The organism is Erythrobacter sp. NE805 (genome assembly GCF_046452355.1).
Classification (GTDB): Bacteria; Pseudomonadota; Alphaproteobacteria; order Sphingomonadales; family Sphingomonadaceae; genus Erythrobacter.
Genome location: NZ_JBKFDI010000001.1, coordinates 530,622 through 545,948, shown reverse-complemented (window position 1 = coordinate 545,948; position 15,327 = coordinate 530,622). Strand labels below are relative to the sequence as shown.

The window sequence follows — 15,327 nt, the reverse complement described above, 5'->3', positions numbered from 1 at the left end:
CGTAGCGTCAATCAAACCGCGCGGCGACGATTTGTTCCCGCGATGCGGCGAGCTGTGAAATATCCGGAAAGTCAGCGGGCCGGGCGCAGCTCGCTGGCGAGCTTGAGCACCTCGTCGCCGTCCTCCTGGACGATCAGGTAGGCGGGGTTGTCGACATCGCCGTTGCGGGTGATCGCCGAGCCCTTGATCCGCCGCGTCACCTTGCGCACATAGCGGTCGCGGATCGTGCCGGTGGCGGTGCCGCCGCCCCAGTCCCAGATCACCTGCTGGCCCTTGCGGAAGGTGTCGCTCACGGCGCGCCGTTGCTCGTCGGGGCGCCGGCCGCCTCGTCGTCGACGACCACGCCGTCGATCGTGCTGTCGCTGCCGGTGCCCTGCTCGCGGGCCGCCTCGACCTTGCGCTCGGCGTTCTGCTGGCTCTCGACCGGCCCCTGGCTGAGCGCGCCGGACAGGACGATGATGGCGAAGGCGAGGACGGTGAGGCCGAGGCTGATCGCGAGCACCCAGCGGACCACGCCTTCCTTGGAGCCGGCGCGGGCGTCGGTCTTGTCGACGCGGGGCGAGCGGTCGGTCTGCGGCATGGGAGTCTCCTGCATGAATGGGGCAGGGACTATGTCGCGCGGGCCGCGCAGGTTTCGCCACCCTCGTAAGGGAAGCCGGCGAAACGCGGCGAGGCGGGGCCGGGCGTCGGTCAGTCGCGCAGCAGCTCGTTGATGCCGGTCTTGGAGCGGGTCTGGGCGTCGACCGTCTTGACGATCACCGCGCAGTAGAGGCTCGGGCCCGGCGAGCCGTCGGGGAGCGGTTTGCCGGGCATCGAGCCGGGGACGACCACCGCATAGGGCGGCACTTCGCCGATGTGGACCTCGCCGCTCGCGCGGTCGACGATCTTCGTGGAGGCGCCGAGATAGACCCCCATCGAAAGCACCGCGCCCTCGCCCACGCGCACGCCTTCCGCGACTTCCGCGCGGGCGCCGATGAAGGCGCCGTCGCCGATGATGACGGGCTCGGCCTGAAGCGGTTCGAGCACCCCGCCGATCCCCGCTCCCCCAGAAATGTGGACGTTTGCACCGATCTGCGCGCAGGAGCCGACCGTCGCCCAGGTGTCGATCATGGTGTTCTCGCCGACATGGGCGCCGATGTTGACGAAGCTCGGCATGAGCACCGCGCCCTTCGAGATGTGCGCCCCGCGCCGCACGACAGCGCCGGGGACGACCCGGAAGCCGCCCGCCCGGAACTCGTCCTCTCCCCAGGTGGCGAACTTCAGCGGCACCTTGTCATAGGCCGGCGCGCTCGCAGCGCCGCCCTCGACGACCGCGTTGTCGTTGAGACGGAAGCTGAGGAGCACCGCCTTCTTGAGCCATTGGTTTACCCGCCAGCCGCCGTTCCCGTCGGGCTCGGCGACGCGCGCCTTGCCGCTATCGAGCAGTTCGAGCGCGGCATTCACCGCCTCGCCGACCGGATGGCCGGGGGACACCTCGGCGCGGTTCTCCCACGCGGCTTCAATGGCGGTGATCAGGGCGTCGGTCATGCGCACTCTCCGGCGACAGGTTACCTGCGCGCGCCTAGCTGCCCGGCGCGCGCCGGGCAAGCGGGGCTGCACAATCCGCGGGCAGTATACGTAGACCGCCCGCGGCCTGCCTGATTCCTAGGCAGGCATGCCTGCGGCGATAGCGAACTGGTAGGCACGCTCGGCGAGCGGCCGCACCCGGTCGCTCATCGCCTGGGCGTGGGCGCTGGAGGCGGTGCCGTCGATCACCCGCTTCTTGATGCCCTGCATGATCCCGGCGAGGCGGAAGAGGTTGTAGGCAAAGTACCAGTCCATCGGCGGGACCGGGTAGCCGGTCTTCGCGACGTAGCGCTCGACTGCCTCTTCCTGAGAGGGGATGCCGAGCGCGTCGATATCCAGCCCCAGCAGCCCCGCGCGCCCGTCGGCGGGGTTGTGCCAGTTGAGCATCAGGTAGCTGAAGTCCGCGATCGGATCGCCCAGGGTCGAGAGCTCCCAATCGAGCACCGCGATGATCCGGGGCTCCTCCTTGTGGAAGATCACGTTGTCGAGCCGGTAGTCGCCGTGCACCACGCTCGAGCCGTGCTGCGGCGGGATGGTCGCGGGCAGCCATTCGATCAGCCGCTCCATCTCGGGCATGTGCTCGGTTTCGGAGAGCTTGTACTGCTTGGTCCAGCGGGTGATCTGGCGCGCGCAGTAGTCGTTGGGCTTGCCGAACTCGCCCATGCCGATCGCCTGCGGATCGTTGAGGTGGAGCGCGGCCATGGTGTCGATCAGCGCGTGGTAATGCGCGCGGCGCTCGTCCGGCGAGAGGCCGGGGAGCGCGCCGTTCCACAAGGACCGGCCGTCGGCGAGGCTCATGACGAAGAACTTGGAGCCGATGACGTCCACGTCCTCGCACAGCCCGTAGGTGCGCGGCACGGGGAAGCCGGTGGGGTAGAGCCCGGTCATCGCCGCATATTCGCGGTCGACGGCGTGGGCGCTGGGCAGCAGCTTGCCGAAGGGCTGGCGGCGCAGCACGTAGGAGGCCCCCGGCGTGTCGATCCGGTAGGTCGGGTTCGACTGGCCACCCTTGAACTTGGTGTAGCTGATCGGGCCGGCGAAGCCCTCGACGTTGGCTTCGAACCATGCCGTCAGATTGCCGAGGTCGAGCGCATCCTTCTCGGACACTGCGACCGTGCCGACCATTTCGGTGTCGAAGTCGATTTGCGGTGCGTCAGTCATCAGTCGAACACCACCACGGTGCGCGCGGAGGTGCCCTTGCGCATTGTTGCAAAGCCCTCGTTCACCGCCTCGAGCGGGATGCGCTCGGCGATGATCGTGTCGAGGTCGAGCAGCCCGCGCAGGTAGAAGTCGACGAGGCGCGGCAGATCGACGGGGAAGTGGTTCATCCCCATGATCGCGCCCATCAGCTTCTTGCCCGAGAGAAGGTCGAAGGCGCCGAGCCCGACCTTGCAGTCCAAGGGCATCATGCCGAGGATCACCGCCGTGCCCCCGCGGCGCAGCGAGGCGACCGCGAGGTCTGCCGAGGCCTGCCGTCCGACCGCCTCGATCCCCCAGTCGACCCCGCCGCCGGAGATCGCGACGATCTGCTTCGCCGCATCCTCGGCGAGCGCGTCGACGGTGTGGGTCGCGCCCAGCACCTTGGCGAGCTCGCGCTTCTCGGGGAGCGGGTCGGCGGCGATGATCTTGCCCGCACCAGCGATTTTCGCGGCATTGATCGCGGCAAGGCCCACGCCCCCGCAGCCGACCACCAGCACGGTCTCGCCCGGCGTCACCTTGCAGGCGTTGAAGATCGTGCCCGCGCCGGTCGTCACCGCGCAACCGAGCAGCGCCGCGCGGTCGAAGGGCATGTCCTTGTCGATCGCGACGCAGGCGTGCTCGTGGATCAGCATCTGCTCGCTGAGCGCCGAGAGGTTGAGCATCTGGTTCACCGGCGAACCGTCGGCGAAGGCGATGCGCGAGGTCTCGCCTTTCTGACGGCGGGTGTCGCCGCCGAGGCACAGCGCCATGCGGCCGGTGACGCAGAACTCGCAATGCCCGCAGAAGGCCGAGAGGCAGGAGACGACATGGTCGCCGGGCTTCACCGTGCGCACCTCCGAGCCGACCGCGCGCACGATCCCCGCCGCCTCGTGCCCCGGAATGCAGGGGAGCGCGTGGGGGTAGTGCCCGTCGATGAAGTGCAGGTCCGAATGACACAGGCCGCAGGCCTTGGTGTCGATCAGAACCTCGTGCGGGCCGGGCTCGGCATAGGTGACCTCCTTGATGGTGAGGCCCTGTCCGGGTTGTTCAAGAATGGCTGCCTTGGCCATGCTTTCCTACTTTCTTGCGGTTGGATCGGCCCTCCGGCGGTCCTACAGGAGGTGCCGGAGGTTCGTTCGCGGAAGGCCACCCTCCAAGGAGGCCTTCCGCATGCACTACATCAACAAGCGCGCCTACAGGTTCGGCGCGCCCGAATCACCGCGCCACGCCCATGTCGCCCGAGCTGAAGCTCGCCGCGTCGTTGGCGGCGCGCCCGTGGTTGCCGCGCAGGGCGTTGGCGGTCGGCCCCGCGACCGGGGCGTGCTTGGCGAACTCCATGTGCGCGATCGAGCGGGCGTGGACCTCGTCCGGCCCGTCGGCAAGGCGCAGGGTGCGCTGGTGGGCATAGGCCGAGGCGAGGCCGTAGTCCTCGGACACCCCGCCGCCGCCGTGGGCCTGGATCGCGTCGTCGATGATCTTGAGCGCCATGTTCGGCGCCTGCACCTTGATCATCGCGATTTCCTGCTTGGCCGACTTGTTGCCGACCTTGTCCATCATGTCGGCGGCCTTGAGGCACAGGAGGCGGGTCATCTCGATGTCGATGCGGGCGCGCGCGACGCGTTCCTCCCAGACCGAGTGCTTGTAGACCGGCTTGCCGAAAGCCTCGCGCTCCTGGAGGCGGCGGCACATCTTGGCGAGCGCCTCTTCCGCCACCCCGATGGTGCGCATGCAGTGGTGGATACGGCCCGGCCCGAGGCGCCCCTGCGCGATCTCGAAGCCGCGCCCTTCGCCGAGCAGCATGTTGGTGACGGGGACGCGCACGTCCTTCATCTCGACTTCCATGTGCCCGTGCGGCGCATCGTCATAGCCGAACACGGGCAGGTGCCGGATGATGTTCACGCCGGGGCTGTCGATCGGCATCAGCACCATCGACTGCTGCGCGTGGCGCTGGGCGGAAAAGTCGGTCTTGCCCATCACGATCGCGACCTTGCAGCGCGGGTCGCCGAGGCCGCTCGACCACCACTTGCGCCCGTTGATGACGTAGTGATCGCCGTCGCGCTCGATGCGGGTCTCGATGTTCGTGGCGTCCGAGGAGGCGGTGTAGGGCTCGGTCATCAGGAAGGCCGAACGGATCTCGCCGTTCATCAGAGGACGCAGCCATTCTTCCTTCTGTTCGCGCGTGCCGTAGCGGTGGAAGACCTCCATGTTGCCGGTGTCGGGCGCCGAGCAGTTGAACACTTCCGAGGCCCAGCCGATGCGGCCCATCTCCTCGGCGCACAGGGCATACTCGAGGTTGGTGAGGCCCGGACCTTCGAATTCGAAGGTGTCGTCGACATGGTGGTGGCTGTCGTTGCGCGGCGGCATGAAGAGGTTCCAGATGCCCGATTCCTTGGCGAGCTTCTTCTTGTCCTCGATGATCTTGATGACCTTCCACCGGTCGCCCGCGGCGTCCTGCGCCTTATAGGTGTCCATGTTCGGGCGGATGTGCTGCTCGATGAAATCGCGCACCCGGTTGCGCCAATAGACCTGGCGTTCGGTGGGTTCGAAATCCATGGGCCGGTTCCTCTCTCGTCCTTGATTGCAATCGAATCTGCGGGTGTTGGTGGCAGAGCCTGCGCGAGCCGCCAAGCTCTCATTTGTGGGCCGTCAGGCGCCGATCGAATGGCCCTCCGGGTCGGCGCGGGCGGCCTCGTCGAGCGGGCTTTCCGAGGCGTGGCCGCGCCGCGCGGCGAGCCGGCCGAGCCGGGCCTCGTGCTCCTCGCGGCTGATCGGGAAGCGCGCCAGCCACCAGGCCGAGGCGAGCCCCAGCACCGCGCCGGCGATCGCGAAGGCGATCACGAAGCTGGCGATGATGCCTGTCGCAACGCTCCCCGGCGCGGCGTTGGCGGGCAGGCCCGAGAAGGCGATGATCTGGCCGGTGAGGAAGATCCCCCCGCCGGTCGCGCATTTCTGGATCAGCCAGTTGCCCGAGTAGAACGAGGCCTCGGCGCGCCGCCCGGTGCGCTCCTCGAAGGATTCGACCACCTCGGCGATCATCGAGGTGGCCGACACGACCGCCGTGGTGCCGAGCGCGTTGGCGAACAGCAGGAAGGCGTAGAAGGAATAGGTCGAAGCGTTGCTGCCGACCGCGGGCCAGAAACCGGCGAGGAACAGGACATAGGGGGCGAGCCCGATCACCATCCCCGCCACCGCCGAGACCGCCGCCGCGCGCGCCTTGCCCATCCGGCGGTGCAGCGGCGCGATGATGACGAACATCAGCACCACCGAGGCGAACAGCACGAAGGGGAACAGCATCAGCTGGTCGCCCGTCAGCCGCCACACGAAGAGGTTGAGGTAGTTGGTGATCGAGAACACCATTCCCTGGCTGATATAGGCGGCGAGCGCTCCTGCGGCGAAGATCAGGAAGGCGCGCTCGGAGAAGGCCTCGACGATCTCGGCGAAGGCGAGGCGCAGCGAGAAGGGTGGGGGCCTGCGCGCCGGGAGGTGCGCGAGCAGCCGGTGCTGCCCGATCGCCGAGCCGATCACCGAGACCGCCATCAGCCCCGCGCCGAACAGGCCGAAGGCGGCATAGCCCTCGGGCTCGAGCAGCCCCTCCTTGCCCGGCATGAACACGGTGTAGGCGAGGATCATCATCGCGAGGCCGCCCATCCAGGCGGCGAGCGCGCGGTAGCGGAACAGCGTGGTGCGCTCGTCGTAGTCCTGCGTGATCTCGGGCACGAGGCTGATCGAGGGTACCTCGCAGGCCGAGAGCAGCAGCCGCACCACGATGGCGATGCCGACGAGCCCGAGGAAGCTGGGCGGCCCGCCGACGGGCTCGCTCCACAGCACCGCCCAGGCGATCGCCAGCGGGATCGGCGCGGCATAGAGCCACGGCAGGCGCCGTCCCCAGCGGGTGTAGGTGCGGTCGGAGAGGTTGCCGAGCAGCGGGTCGACCAGCGCATCGACCAGCAGCGCGATCAGCAGCGCGAGGCTGACCAGCTCGGCGTTCATGCCGAGCACCTGGTTGAAGTAGATCAGCAGGAAATAGGCAAAGCCGTTGTCCTTGACCCCGAAGGCGACCGCGCCCCCGCCGTGGATCAGCCGCAGGCGCAGCGGCACCGGGCCCTTAACCGCGGTCATGCGCGCACCCTCTGCGGGCCTGCCCCGGGGCTGGTAAGGCTCACGTCTCTCTCCCTCTCTCAGGGCAAGACCCTAGGGACAAAGCGCCGGACGTCAATCGCGCTTGTCGCTGACGCTACGGCATCGCAGGCCTTGCCAAGAGCGCTTGCAGGCCGCGCCGAAATGCCACTAACGTAAGCGTCAAGTGAGAGGCTGAAAGAGGAGAATCGGTCATGGCCGATCTGGAGACGTTCCGCGCCGAGACCCGCGCGTGGCTGGAAGCGAACTGCCCGCCCGCAATGCGCGAGCCGGTGCGCGACGAGGCGGACATCTACTGGGGCGGCCGCCGCGCCACCTTCAAGAACGATGCGCAGAAAGCCTGGCTCGAGGCCTGCGTCGCCAAGGGCTACACCGTGCCGATGTGGCCCAAGGAATATGGCGGCGCGGGCCTGACGCCGCCCGAAGCCAAGGTGCTGCGCGAGGAGATGGGGCGCATCAATGCCCGCCCGCCGCTCTCGAGCTTCGGCATCTGGATGCTCGGCCCGGCGCTGCTGCACTTCGGCACCGAGGGGCAGAAGCAGCGCTTCCTGAACGAGATCGCGCGCGGCGAGATCCGCTGGTGCCAGGGCTATTCGGAGCCGGGTTCGGGCAGCGACCTCGTCTCCTTGCAGACGTTCGGGGAAGACAAGGGCGATCACTGGATCGTCAACGGCCAGAAGATCTGGACCTCCTACGCCGACCACGCCGACTGGATCTTCTGCCTCGTCCGCACCGACAAGGAGAACAAGTACGGCGGCATCACCTTCATGCTCTTCGACATGGCGAGCGAGGGTGTCACCACCAAGCCGATCAAGCTCATCAGCGGCAACTCGCCCTTCTGCGAGACCTTTTTCGACAACGTGCAGGTGCCCAAGAGCTACGGCGCTGACGTGCCCGCCTATGTCGGCACGATCAACCGCGGCTGGGACGTCGCCAAGTATCTCCTCGGCCACGAGCGCGAGATGATCTCGGGCGCCGACGGCGGCGAGCGCACCGCCGGGATCGGCGCGGCGATGAAGCGCCACGCGGCGAAGCTCGGCGACGAGCTCGATCCGGTGCTGCGCGCCGAGCTGGCGATGTTCGACGTCGACGCGCTCGCCTACACGGCGATGGGCGAGAAGTTCCTCGACGAGATCAAGGTCGGCAAGGCGCACCCCGCGCAGCCGAACATGATGAAATATGCCGGGACCGAGCTGAACAAGCGCCGCCACGAGCTGGTGATGGCGGTCGGCGGCTCGCGCTCGCTCGAATGGGAGAGCGAGGCGACCGAGGGCGGCAAGCCGTCGCGCGCCTGGCTGCGCACCAAGGCGAACTCGATCGAGGGCGGCACCAGCGAGGTCATGCTCAACGTCATCGCCAAGCGCATCCTCGACCTGCCGGGGGCTTGAACTGTCATTCTCCCCTCCCGCTCGCGGGAGGGGGCGGGGGTGGGCACGCGCGAATGCTCGCAGGCCCACCCCGCTGCGACTAGCCAGCAAGCTGGCAAGTCTCGCTGCCCCTCCCGCAGGCGGGAGGGGGTATGGGAGAGGAAATTCGAATGCCCCTGTATCACAACGAAGACCAGGCGATGCTCGCCGACACCGCGCGCGGCTTCATCGCCGAGGAAGGCAATATCGCCAAGCAGCTGCGCCACTGGCGCGACCGCGATTGCAAGGACGGCTTCGGCCACGGCCTGTGGAAGCAGATGGCCGAGATGGGCTTCACCGGCATGCTGGTCGAGGAGGCCGACGGCGGGCTCGGCATGGGCCATGTCGAGGCCGGGATCGTGCTCGAGGAAATCGGCCGCAACCTTACGCCCTCGCCGTTCCTGACGTCGTCGGTGCTGGCGGCGACCGCGCTGAAGCACGGGTCGGACGACCTCAAGGGCCGCTACCTGCCGGGGCTCATCGCGGGCGACAGCGTGTTCGCCGTGGCGATCGACGAGACCGCCAAACACCGCCCCTCGCGGATCGCCACGCGCGCCGAGAAGTCGGGCAACGGCTTCCGCCTGACCGGCTCCAAGAGCTTCGTCATCCACGGCGCGAGCGCCGACATGATCGTCGTCGCCGCCCGCACCTCGGGCGCGGACGAGGACGCGGACGGGATCACGCTCTTCGCCGTCCCGAAGGAGGCTGCCGGCATGAGCCATGACGCGGTCCGGCTGGTCGACAGCTCGATGGCGACCCACACGAAGTTCGATGGCGTCGAGCTCGACGGCGATGCCGTGATCGGCGAGATTGACGGCGGGCGCGCGGTGCTCGATGCGATGCTCCTCGCGGGGCGCGTCGGGGCGGCGGCCGAGGGCGTCGGCGTCGCGCGCGGGGCGATGGACATGACCGTCGACTATCTCAAGCAGCGCAAGCAGTTCGGCAAGCTGATCGGCGAGTTCCAGGCGCTCCAGCACCGCGCCAGCCACCTCTATTCCGAGGTCGAGATCGCCCGCGCCGCGACCATCAAGGCGCAGCAGCTGCTCGACGCCGGCGCCCCCCAGGCCGAGCTGATGGCGAGTGTCGCCAAGGCCAAAGTCGCCAAGACCGCGCGCCTCGCGGTGCAGGAAGGCGTGCAGATGCACGGCGGCATCGGCATGACCGACGAATACGACATCGGCCTCTACATGAAGCGCGACCGCGCGCTCGCGGAGTTCCTCGGCGACGCCTACTACCATGCGAACCGCGTCGCGGAGCTGAGCGGGTATTGAGCATACCCCCGCCCCGGGCTTGACCCGGGGCCCCGCTTCTTCCTGCGGCGGGCAAAGACAAGCGGGGTCCCGGGTCAAGCCCGGGAAGACGGGAGGTTATCATCATGGACATTCAATCACTCTTCAGCCTCGAGGGCCGCGTCGCTCTCGTCACCGGCGGCTCGCGCGGGATCGGCAAGATGTTCGTCGAAGGGCTCCTCGCGGCCGGCGCCGCGCGGGTCTACATCTCGGCGCGCAAGGTCGAGCAGATGCAGGCGACCATCGACGAATTCGGCGCGGATCGCGTGATCGGCATCCCTGCCGACCTCAGCCAGATGGACGGCATGGTCGCCCTCGCCAACGAGTTGAAGGCGCGCGAGAGCCACCTCGACATCCTCATCAACAACGCGGGCGCCGCCTGGGGCCAGCCCTATCTCGAGTTCACCGAGGCCGGCTGGCACCGGACGATGGACCTCAACGTCAAGACCCCGTTCTTCCTCACCCAGAAGCTCCACGACCTGCTGGTGGCAGGCGGCCGGCAGGGGCGTCCCGCCAAGGTGATCCACGTCTCCTCGATCGACGGGCAGCGGATCAATCCGTGGGAGACCTACGCCTACCAGGCCTCGAAGGCGGGCGTGATCCAGCTCACCCGGCGCATGGCCGCGCGGCTGATCCAGGACAACATCGTCGTCACCTCGATCGCGCCGGGGGCCTTCCCCTCCGAGATGAACAAGGCCGCCAAGGACGCCCCCGACGCCAGCGCCTCGGGCATTCCGGCGAAGCGGATCGGCACGGCGGAGGACATGGCGGCCGCGGCGATCTACCTGTGCAGCCGCGCGGGCGACTATGTGGTCGGCGAGACGCTGACGGTCGACGGCGGGGTGGTCAACGCGCTGCTGCCCAACCACTTCGCCGACCCGAGCGGCGGCGGGCACTGAGCCTTCGCGAGCGGACACGAAAAGGCCCGCCGGAGCGATCCGGCGGGCTTTTCGCTGTCCGCGGTGCGCTTACTTCGCGGGTTCGACCAGCCCGCGCGCCTCGAGCATCGGGGCGACGTCGGGCTCGCGCCCGGCGAAGTTCCGGAACATCTCGAAATAGTCCATGGTCCCGCCGCGGCTCAGAACCGTCGCACGGTAGTGGTCGCCGTTGGCGCGGGTCAGCCCGCCATTGTCGCGGAACCACTTGCGGCTGTCCTCGTCGAGCATCTGCGTCCACAGGTAGCTGTAATAGCCCGCCGAGTAGCCCTCGGGATCGCTGAAGATGTGGTTGAAATAGGTCGAGCGGTAGCGCGGTGGCACCAGCCCGACCTCGAGCCCCAGCTCCTTCAGCGCCTTGTCCTCGAAGGCGTCGACCTCCTCGGGCGTGTCGATCGCGGCGGCCTGCTCGGGAGTGAGCGCGGCCCACTTCATGTCGAGGAGCGCCGCTTCCACCGTCTCGCCGAAATCGTAGCCCTGGTTGAACTTGCTCGCGGCCTTCATCTTCTCGATCATGGCCGCCGGGATCGTCTCACCGGTCTTGTAGTGCTTGGCGTAATTCTGGAGCACCGCCGGATCGGTCGCCCACATCTCGTTGACCTGGCTCGGGTACTCCACGAAGTCGCGAGCCGTCGCCGTGCCCGAGATCGAGGCGTAGCGCTGGTCGGCGAAGAGGCCGTGGAGCGCGTGGCCGAACTCGTGGAACATGGTGGTCACGTCGTCGAAGGTGACGAGCTGCACCTCGCCCGGCGCGGCCTTGGAGATGTTGAGCACGTTGTAGATGACGGGCTTCGTGCCCGCGAGGTGGCTCTGGTCGACGAAGTTGCTCATCCACGCACCGCCGCGCTTCGAGGGGCGCTGGTAGGGGTCGAAGTAGAACAGGCCCATCTCCGAGCCGTCCTTGTCGTAGACGGTGTAGACAGTGACGTCGGGGTGATAGACCGGAATGTCCGTGCGCTTCTTGAAGCTGATCCCGTAGAGCTTGTTCGCGGCGAAGAACACGCCGTCCTCGAGCACCCGGTCGATCTGGAAATACTCGGCGACCTTGCCCTCGTCGAGGTCGAAGCGCTCGGCCTTGATGCGATTGGCATAGCGGTACCAGTCCCAGGGCTGGACCTCGTAATTGCCGCCGTCCTTGGCGATCGCCGCGGTCAGCTCGGCCGCCTCGCGGCGCTGGGTGGCGGCAAGCGCAGGGACCATCTGCTCCATGAAGCCAAGCGCGGTCTTGGGCTGCTTCGCCATGCGGTCGTACATCGCATAGCTCGCCCAGTCGGGCGCGCCGAACAGTGCGGCCTTGCGGGCGCGCAGCTCGGCGATGCGGGCGGCGAGCAGGCGGGTGTCGCTGCCGGGCGAGGCCTGACCGTCGGCGCGGTGGTAGCTGCGCTGGAAAAGCGCCTCGCGGGTCGCGCGATTCTCGAGCGAAGGAAGCAGCGGCTGCTGCGTCGTGTTCTGGAGCGCGATGGCATACTTGCCCGGCTGGCCCTTGGAGGCGGCGAGGTCGGCGGCGGCCTTGATTTCGGCCTCGGAGAGCCCGGCGAGCTCCTCTCTGGTGTCGACGATCAGCGGCTGACCGTTGGTCGCGGCGCGCACCCCTTGCGCGAACTGGGTGGTGAGGGTCGAGAGCTGGGTGTTGATCGCCTTCACCTCCTCGCGCTGCGCCTCGGTGAGCATCGCGCCCGCATGGACCATCTGCTCGTACGTGCGCTCGAGCAGGCGCGCGTCCTCGGGAGTCATGCTCATCGCCGCGCGGTTGTCGTAGACCGCCTTGACGCGGGCGAAGAGCCGCGGGTCGAGGTTGATCGCGTCATTATGCGCGGCGAGCTTCGGGCTCACCTCGGTGTCGATCGCGTCGAGCGCCTCGGTGGTGTTGGCGCCGGTCAGCGCGAAGAACACCCGCGCCACCCGGCCGAGCATCTGGCCCGAGGTCTCGAGCGCGACGATGGTATTCGCGAAGGTCGGGGCCTCCTTGTTGGCGATGATCGCGTCGACCTCGGCGCGGTGGATCGCCATCGCCTGCTCGAAGGCGGGGAGGTAGTCGCTTTCCCTGATCGCCGTGAAGTCGGGCGCCTGGAAGGGGAGGGTGCTGACAGCGGCGAAGGGCCCGGTCGCGGCGGGCGCGGCGGCGGGCTGGGCGGGGGCGGACGTCTTGCTCTTGGACGGGGCAGCAGCGGTCATGGCGGTTCCTTCCGCATGGGCGAGCACCGGCAGGCCGAGTGCGGCGGCGCAGACGGTGGACAGGATCGGGACCAGAATTCGGGCCTTCATAAGCATCATCTCTCTGAAGATTGGGGAGCGCGCGGCTCGGTGAGGTCAGGGGCAAGTCTTTGGCGGCGGGCGGTTGAACAGGCGCTGACTTCCCGCGCTTTCACATGGATCAGCCCATCAGCCCGCGCACGAAGGGGATGAGCCCGGTCTGGCGCGCGCGCTTCATGCGCTCGGCCTCGAGGATCGCGCGGACCTTGTCGTAGCACACGTCGACGTCGTCGTTGATGATGACGTAGTCGTAGCCGTCCCAGTGGCTGATCTCGGCCCGGGCGCGCTCCATGCGCGCGGCGATCACCTCTGCGCTGTCGGTGGCGCGCCCATTGAGGCGGCGGTGGAGCTCGTCGATCGAGGGGGGCAGGATGAATACCCGCACCACGTCCTGCTGGTCCTTCTGGTAGAGCTGCTGGGTGCCCTGCCAGTCGATGTCGAAGAGGAAGTCCTGCCCCTGTTTGAGGCCTGCGCGGATCATCCCCTTGGGCGTGCCGTAGCGATGCCCGAAGACCTCGGCCCATTCATAGAAGTCATCCTCGTCGATCATTTCCTGGAAGCGTTCGGGCGAGACGAAGTGGTAGTGCTCCCCGTCGACTTCGCCGGGGCGCGGCGGGCGGGTGGTGGCGCTGACCGACAGGCGGATCTCGCTGTCGCGGGCGAGCAGCATCCGCGACAGCGTGGTCTTCCCCGCGCCCGAGGGCGAGGAGAGGATGAACATCAGGCCCCGGCGCTGGAGCGTGTCGCCAGCGTGCTGCGGCGAGGGATGGTGTGAGGAGTCGCCCATGGGCCCCGTTGCACCATGAGCGTGTCACAAATCAAGCGGCGATCAGTTCTCGCCTCCGGGGCGCCGCTTCGCCTTGCGCTGCGCCTCGAGCCGCTTGCCGCGGTCGTAGAAGACCTTGGCGGCGAGCCCGCCCGCGACCACCGCGAGCCCGATCGGCGAGCGCCGCGCGAGGTGGCTTGCGCCCCACAGCATCGCGCTCGCGGCGACCCCGCGCTTGTCGACGAGGCGGTGCGCCTTGGGATCGTTGTCGTGGTGGCGGGTGATCAGGCCCTTCTCGAGCCGGTCGCGCAGCAGGCCGCCCGCGGCGCGCAGCACGATGTCGGCGATGACGAGATTGGTCGAGGCCTCGGGGCTGGGGAGCGGCAGGCCGGGCCTGGTCGGAGTCCCGGCCTCGCCCTCCGTCTTCTTGCCGCTCGTCCGTTTCCGGCGCGCCATCGGTGCCTATTTCTTGCGGCCGAAATCGATGCTGACGACGTTCGAGCCGTCGGGATCGCTGTCCGGCCCGTCGTTCTCCGCGTCCTCGTGCGCCTCGGGCTCCAATTCCTCGACCGCGGCCTGGAACTGGAGGCCGAAATCGACCGCCGGGTCGACGAAGGCGGTGATCGCGGCGAAAGGGATGGTGAGCTTGGCCGGCACCTGGTTGAAGGTGAGGCTGACCGAGAAGCTGTGCGGCCCGACCTCGAGGTCCCAGAACTTGTTCTGGAGCACGATGGTCATCTCGTCGGGGAATCGCTCGCGCAGGTGCGGCGGGATGTTGACCCCCGGGGCGCCGGTCTTGAAGGTGATGTAGAAGTGGTGCGCCCCCGGCAGCGTGCCGCCGCCGCCGACGATCGAGCCCAGCACCCGGCCGACAACCGCGCGCAGGGCTTCCTGCACGATCTCGTCATAGGGGATCAGGCTGTCGGGCGTATCGCTGCTCATCGATGCGGATTCGTGGCTTCAGATGCGGCCCCGGTCAAGTGCTTTGGCGTGTCGCGCTGCATTGACACTTCGATCGCCCCATGCGCCGCGCGCCAGTCTTGATGGTTGTCATGGCGGTGGAGCCGACTATAGGCGCAGGGCATGGCCAGCATCCCCGCCCGCACCGGCTCGGTGAGCCGCAACACCACCGAGACGAAGATCGCCATTACCGTCGATCTCGACGGCACCGGCGCCTATGACGTCGCGACCGGCATCGGCTTTCTCGACCACATGGTCGAACAGTTCAGCCGCCACTCGCTGATCGACGTGACGATGAAGGTCGAGGGCGACCTCCATGTCGACCAGCACCACACCACCGAGGACTCGGCGATCGCGCTCGGGCAGGCGATTGCGCAGGCGCTCGGCGACAAGGCCGGGATCGGCCGCTACGGCGCGGCCTATTCGCCGATGGACGAGACCCTCTCGCGGGTCGCGCTCGACATCTCGGGGCGGCCCTACCTCGTGTGGAAGGCGAAGTTCACCCAGGAGCGCCTCGGCGAATGGGACACCGAGCTGATCGAGCACTGGTTCCATTCCGTGTCGCAGGCCGCCGGGATCACGCTTCACATGGAGCTGCTCTACGGCACCAACAACCACCACATCTGCGAGAGCCTCTACAAGGGTTTCGCCCGCGCGATGCGCCAGGCGGTGGAGCGCGATCCGCGCAAGGGCGGAGCGATCCCGAGCACCAAGGGGCAGCTTGGTGGGTGAGACCGACAGCGTCCCTCCCCGTTCCGCAGGAATGGGGAGGTGGCAGCCCACAGGGCTGACGGAGGGGTCTTGTTCGGGTGGAGGAGTACCCCTCCGTCACCGCT

Annotated in this window: 15 protein-coding genes; 4 read left to right on the top strand and 11 right to left on the bottom strand. The window is 68.1% G+C overall.

The genetic code is table 11. The features are described from left to right. Positions 1–71 precede the first annotated feature (71 nt). From ACLBKU_RS02445 to ACLBKU_RS02415, 7 genes are all read right to left on the bottom strand, one after another. Positions 72–293, bottom strand: a complete 222-nt coding sequence (locus tag ACLBKU_RS02445) for a DUF2945 domain-containing protein (protein WP_410177946.1) — start codon at positions 291–293, stop codon at positions 72–74. Next, positions 290–580: a hypothetical protein gene (locus ACLBKU_RS02440; RefSeq protein WP_410177945.1), complete on the bottom strand. Its 291-nt coding sequence runs from the start codon at positions 578–580 to the stop codon at positions 290–292. The genes ACLBKU_RS02445 and ACLBKU_RS02440 overlap by 4 nt, the downstream gene beginning before the upstream one ends. Positions 581–690: 110 nt before the next feature. Next, a complete protein-coding gene (gene dapD / locus ACLBKU_RS02435) occupies positions 691–1,527 on the bottom strand; it encodes a 2,3,4,5-tetrahydropyridine-2,6-dicarboxylate N-succinyltransferase (RefSeq protein ID WP_410177944.1) in 837 nt (278 codons plus the stop codon). Between the two features lie 117 nt (positions 1,528–1,644). Further along, positions 1,645–2,727: a phosphotransferase family protein gene (locus ACLBKU_RS02430; RefSeq protein ID WP_410177943.1), complete on the bottom strand. Its 1,083-nt coding sequence runs from the start codon at positions 2,725–2,727 to the stop codon at positions 1,645–1,647. After that, positions 2,727–3,815 carry a Zn-dependent alcohol dehydrogenase gene (locus ACLBKU_RS02425; RefSeq protein ID WP_410177942.1) on the bottom strand — a complete coding sequence of 363 codons (1,089 nt, stop codon included), beginning with the start codon at positions 3,813–3,815 and terminating at the stop codon, positions 2,727–2,729. The genes ACLBKU_RS02430 and ACLBKU_RS02425 overlap by 1 nt, the downstream gene beginning before the upstream one ends. A gap of 145 nt (positions 3,816–3,960) precedes the next feature. Continuing rightward, complete coding sequence (locus ACLBKU_RS02420; RefSeq protein ID WP_410177941.1) at positions 3,961–5,298, bottom strand: acyl-CoA dehydrogenase family protein; 1,338 nt, start codon at positions 5,296–5,298, stop codon at positions 3,961–3,963. 93 nt (positions 5,299–5,391) lie between these two features. Beyond that, positions 5,392–6,864 (bottom strand): MFS transporter, encoded by a 1,473-nt coding sequence (locus ACLBKU_RS02415; RefSeq protein WP_410177940.1) that lies wholly within the window; start codon positions 6,862–6,864, stop codon positions 5,392–5,394. A gap of 212 nt (positions 6,865–7,076) precedes the next feature. Here ACLBKU_RS02415 and ACLBKU_RS02410 point away from each other — a divergent pair, with 212 nt between their 5' ends. The 3 genes from ACLBKU_RS02410 (at position 7,077) to ACLBKU_RS02400 (ending at position 10,476) form a co-directional block, all read left to right on the top strand. Beyond that, positions 7,077–8,270, top strand: coding sequence for an acyl-CoA dehydrogenase family protein (locus tag ACLBKU_RS02410; protein WP_410177939.1), 1,194 nt, complete (start codon positions 7,077–7,079; stop codon positions 8,268–8,270). A gap of 149 nt (positions 8,271–8,419) precedes the next feature. Continuing rightward, positions 8,420–9,559: an acyl-CoA dehydrogenase family protein gene (locus ACLBKU_RS02405; protein ID WP_410177938.1), complete on the top strand. Its 1,140-nt coding sequence runs from the start codon at positions 8,420–8,422 to the stop codon at positions 9,557–9,559. Positions 9,560–9,663: 104 nt separating this feature from the next. Then, on the top strand, positions 9,664–10,476 hold the full coding sequence (locus tag ACLBKU_RS02400) for an SDR family oxidoreductase (protein WP_410177937.1): 813 nt from the start codon (positions 9,664–9,666) through the stop codon (positions 10,474–10,476). A gap of 69 nt (positions 10,477–10,545) precedes the next feature. On the opposite strand, the gene ACLBKU_RS02395 is transcribed toward ACLBKU_RS02400, so the two are convergent. From ACLBKU_RS02395 to ACLBKU_RS02380, 4 genes are all read right to left on the bottom strand, one after another. Then, on the bottom strand, positions 10,546–12,777 hold the full coding sequence (locus tag ACLBKU_RS02395; RefSeq protein WP_410177936.1) for a M3 family metallopeptidase: 2,232 nt from the start codon (positions 12,775–12,777) through the stop codon (positions 10,546–10,548). 109 nt (positions 12,778–12,886) lie between these two features. Further along, entirely contained in the window at positions 12,887–13,552 is a 666-nt protein-coding gene (gene gmk, locus ACLBKU_RS02390) for a guanylate kinase (RefSeq protein WP_410177935.1), read from the bottom strand. Between the two features lie 42 nt (positions 13,553–13,594). Further along, positions 13,595–13,987 (bottom strand): hypothetical protein, encoded by a 393-nt coding sequence (locus tag ACLBKU_RS02385; protein ID WP_410177934.1) that lies wholly within the window; start codon positions 13,985–13,987, stop codon positions 13,595–13,597. A 6-nt stretch (positions 13,988–13,993) separates the two neighbouring features. Beyond that, positions 13,994–14,473: an SspB family protein gene (locus ACLBKU_RS02380; protein ID WP_410177933.1), complete on the bottom strand. Its 480-nt coding sequence runs from the start codon at positions 14,471–14,473 to the stop codon at positions 13,994–13,996. 141 nt (positions 14,474–14,614) lie between these two features. Here ACLBKU_RS02380 and hisB point away from each other — a divergent pair, with 141 nt between their 5' ends. Then, positions 14,615–15,223 (top strand): imidazoleglycerol-phosphate dehydratase HisB, encoded by a 609-nt coding sequence (gene hisB, locus ACLBKU_RS02375; RefSeq protein ID WP_410177932.1) that lies wholly within the window; start codon positions 14,615–14,617, stop codon positions 15,221–15,223. Positions 15,224–15,327: the final 104 nt, after the last annotated feature.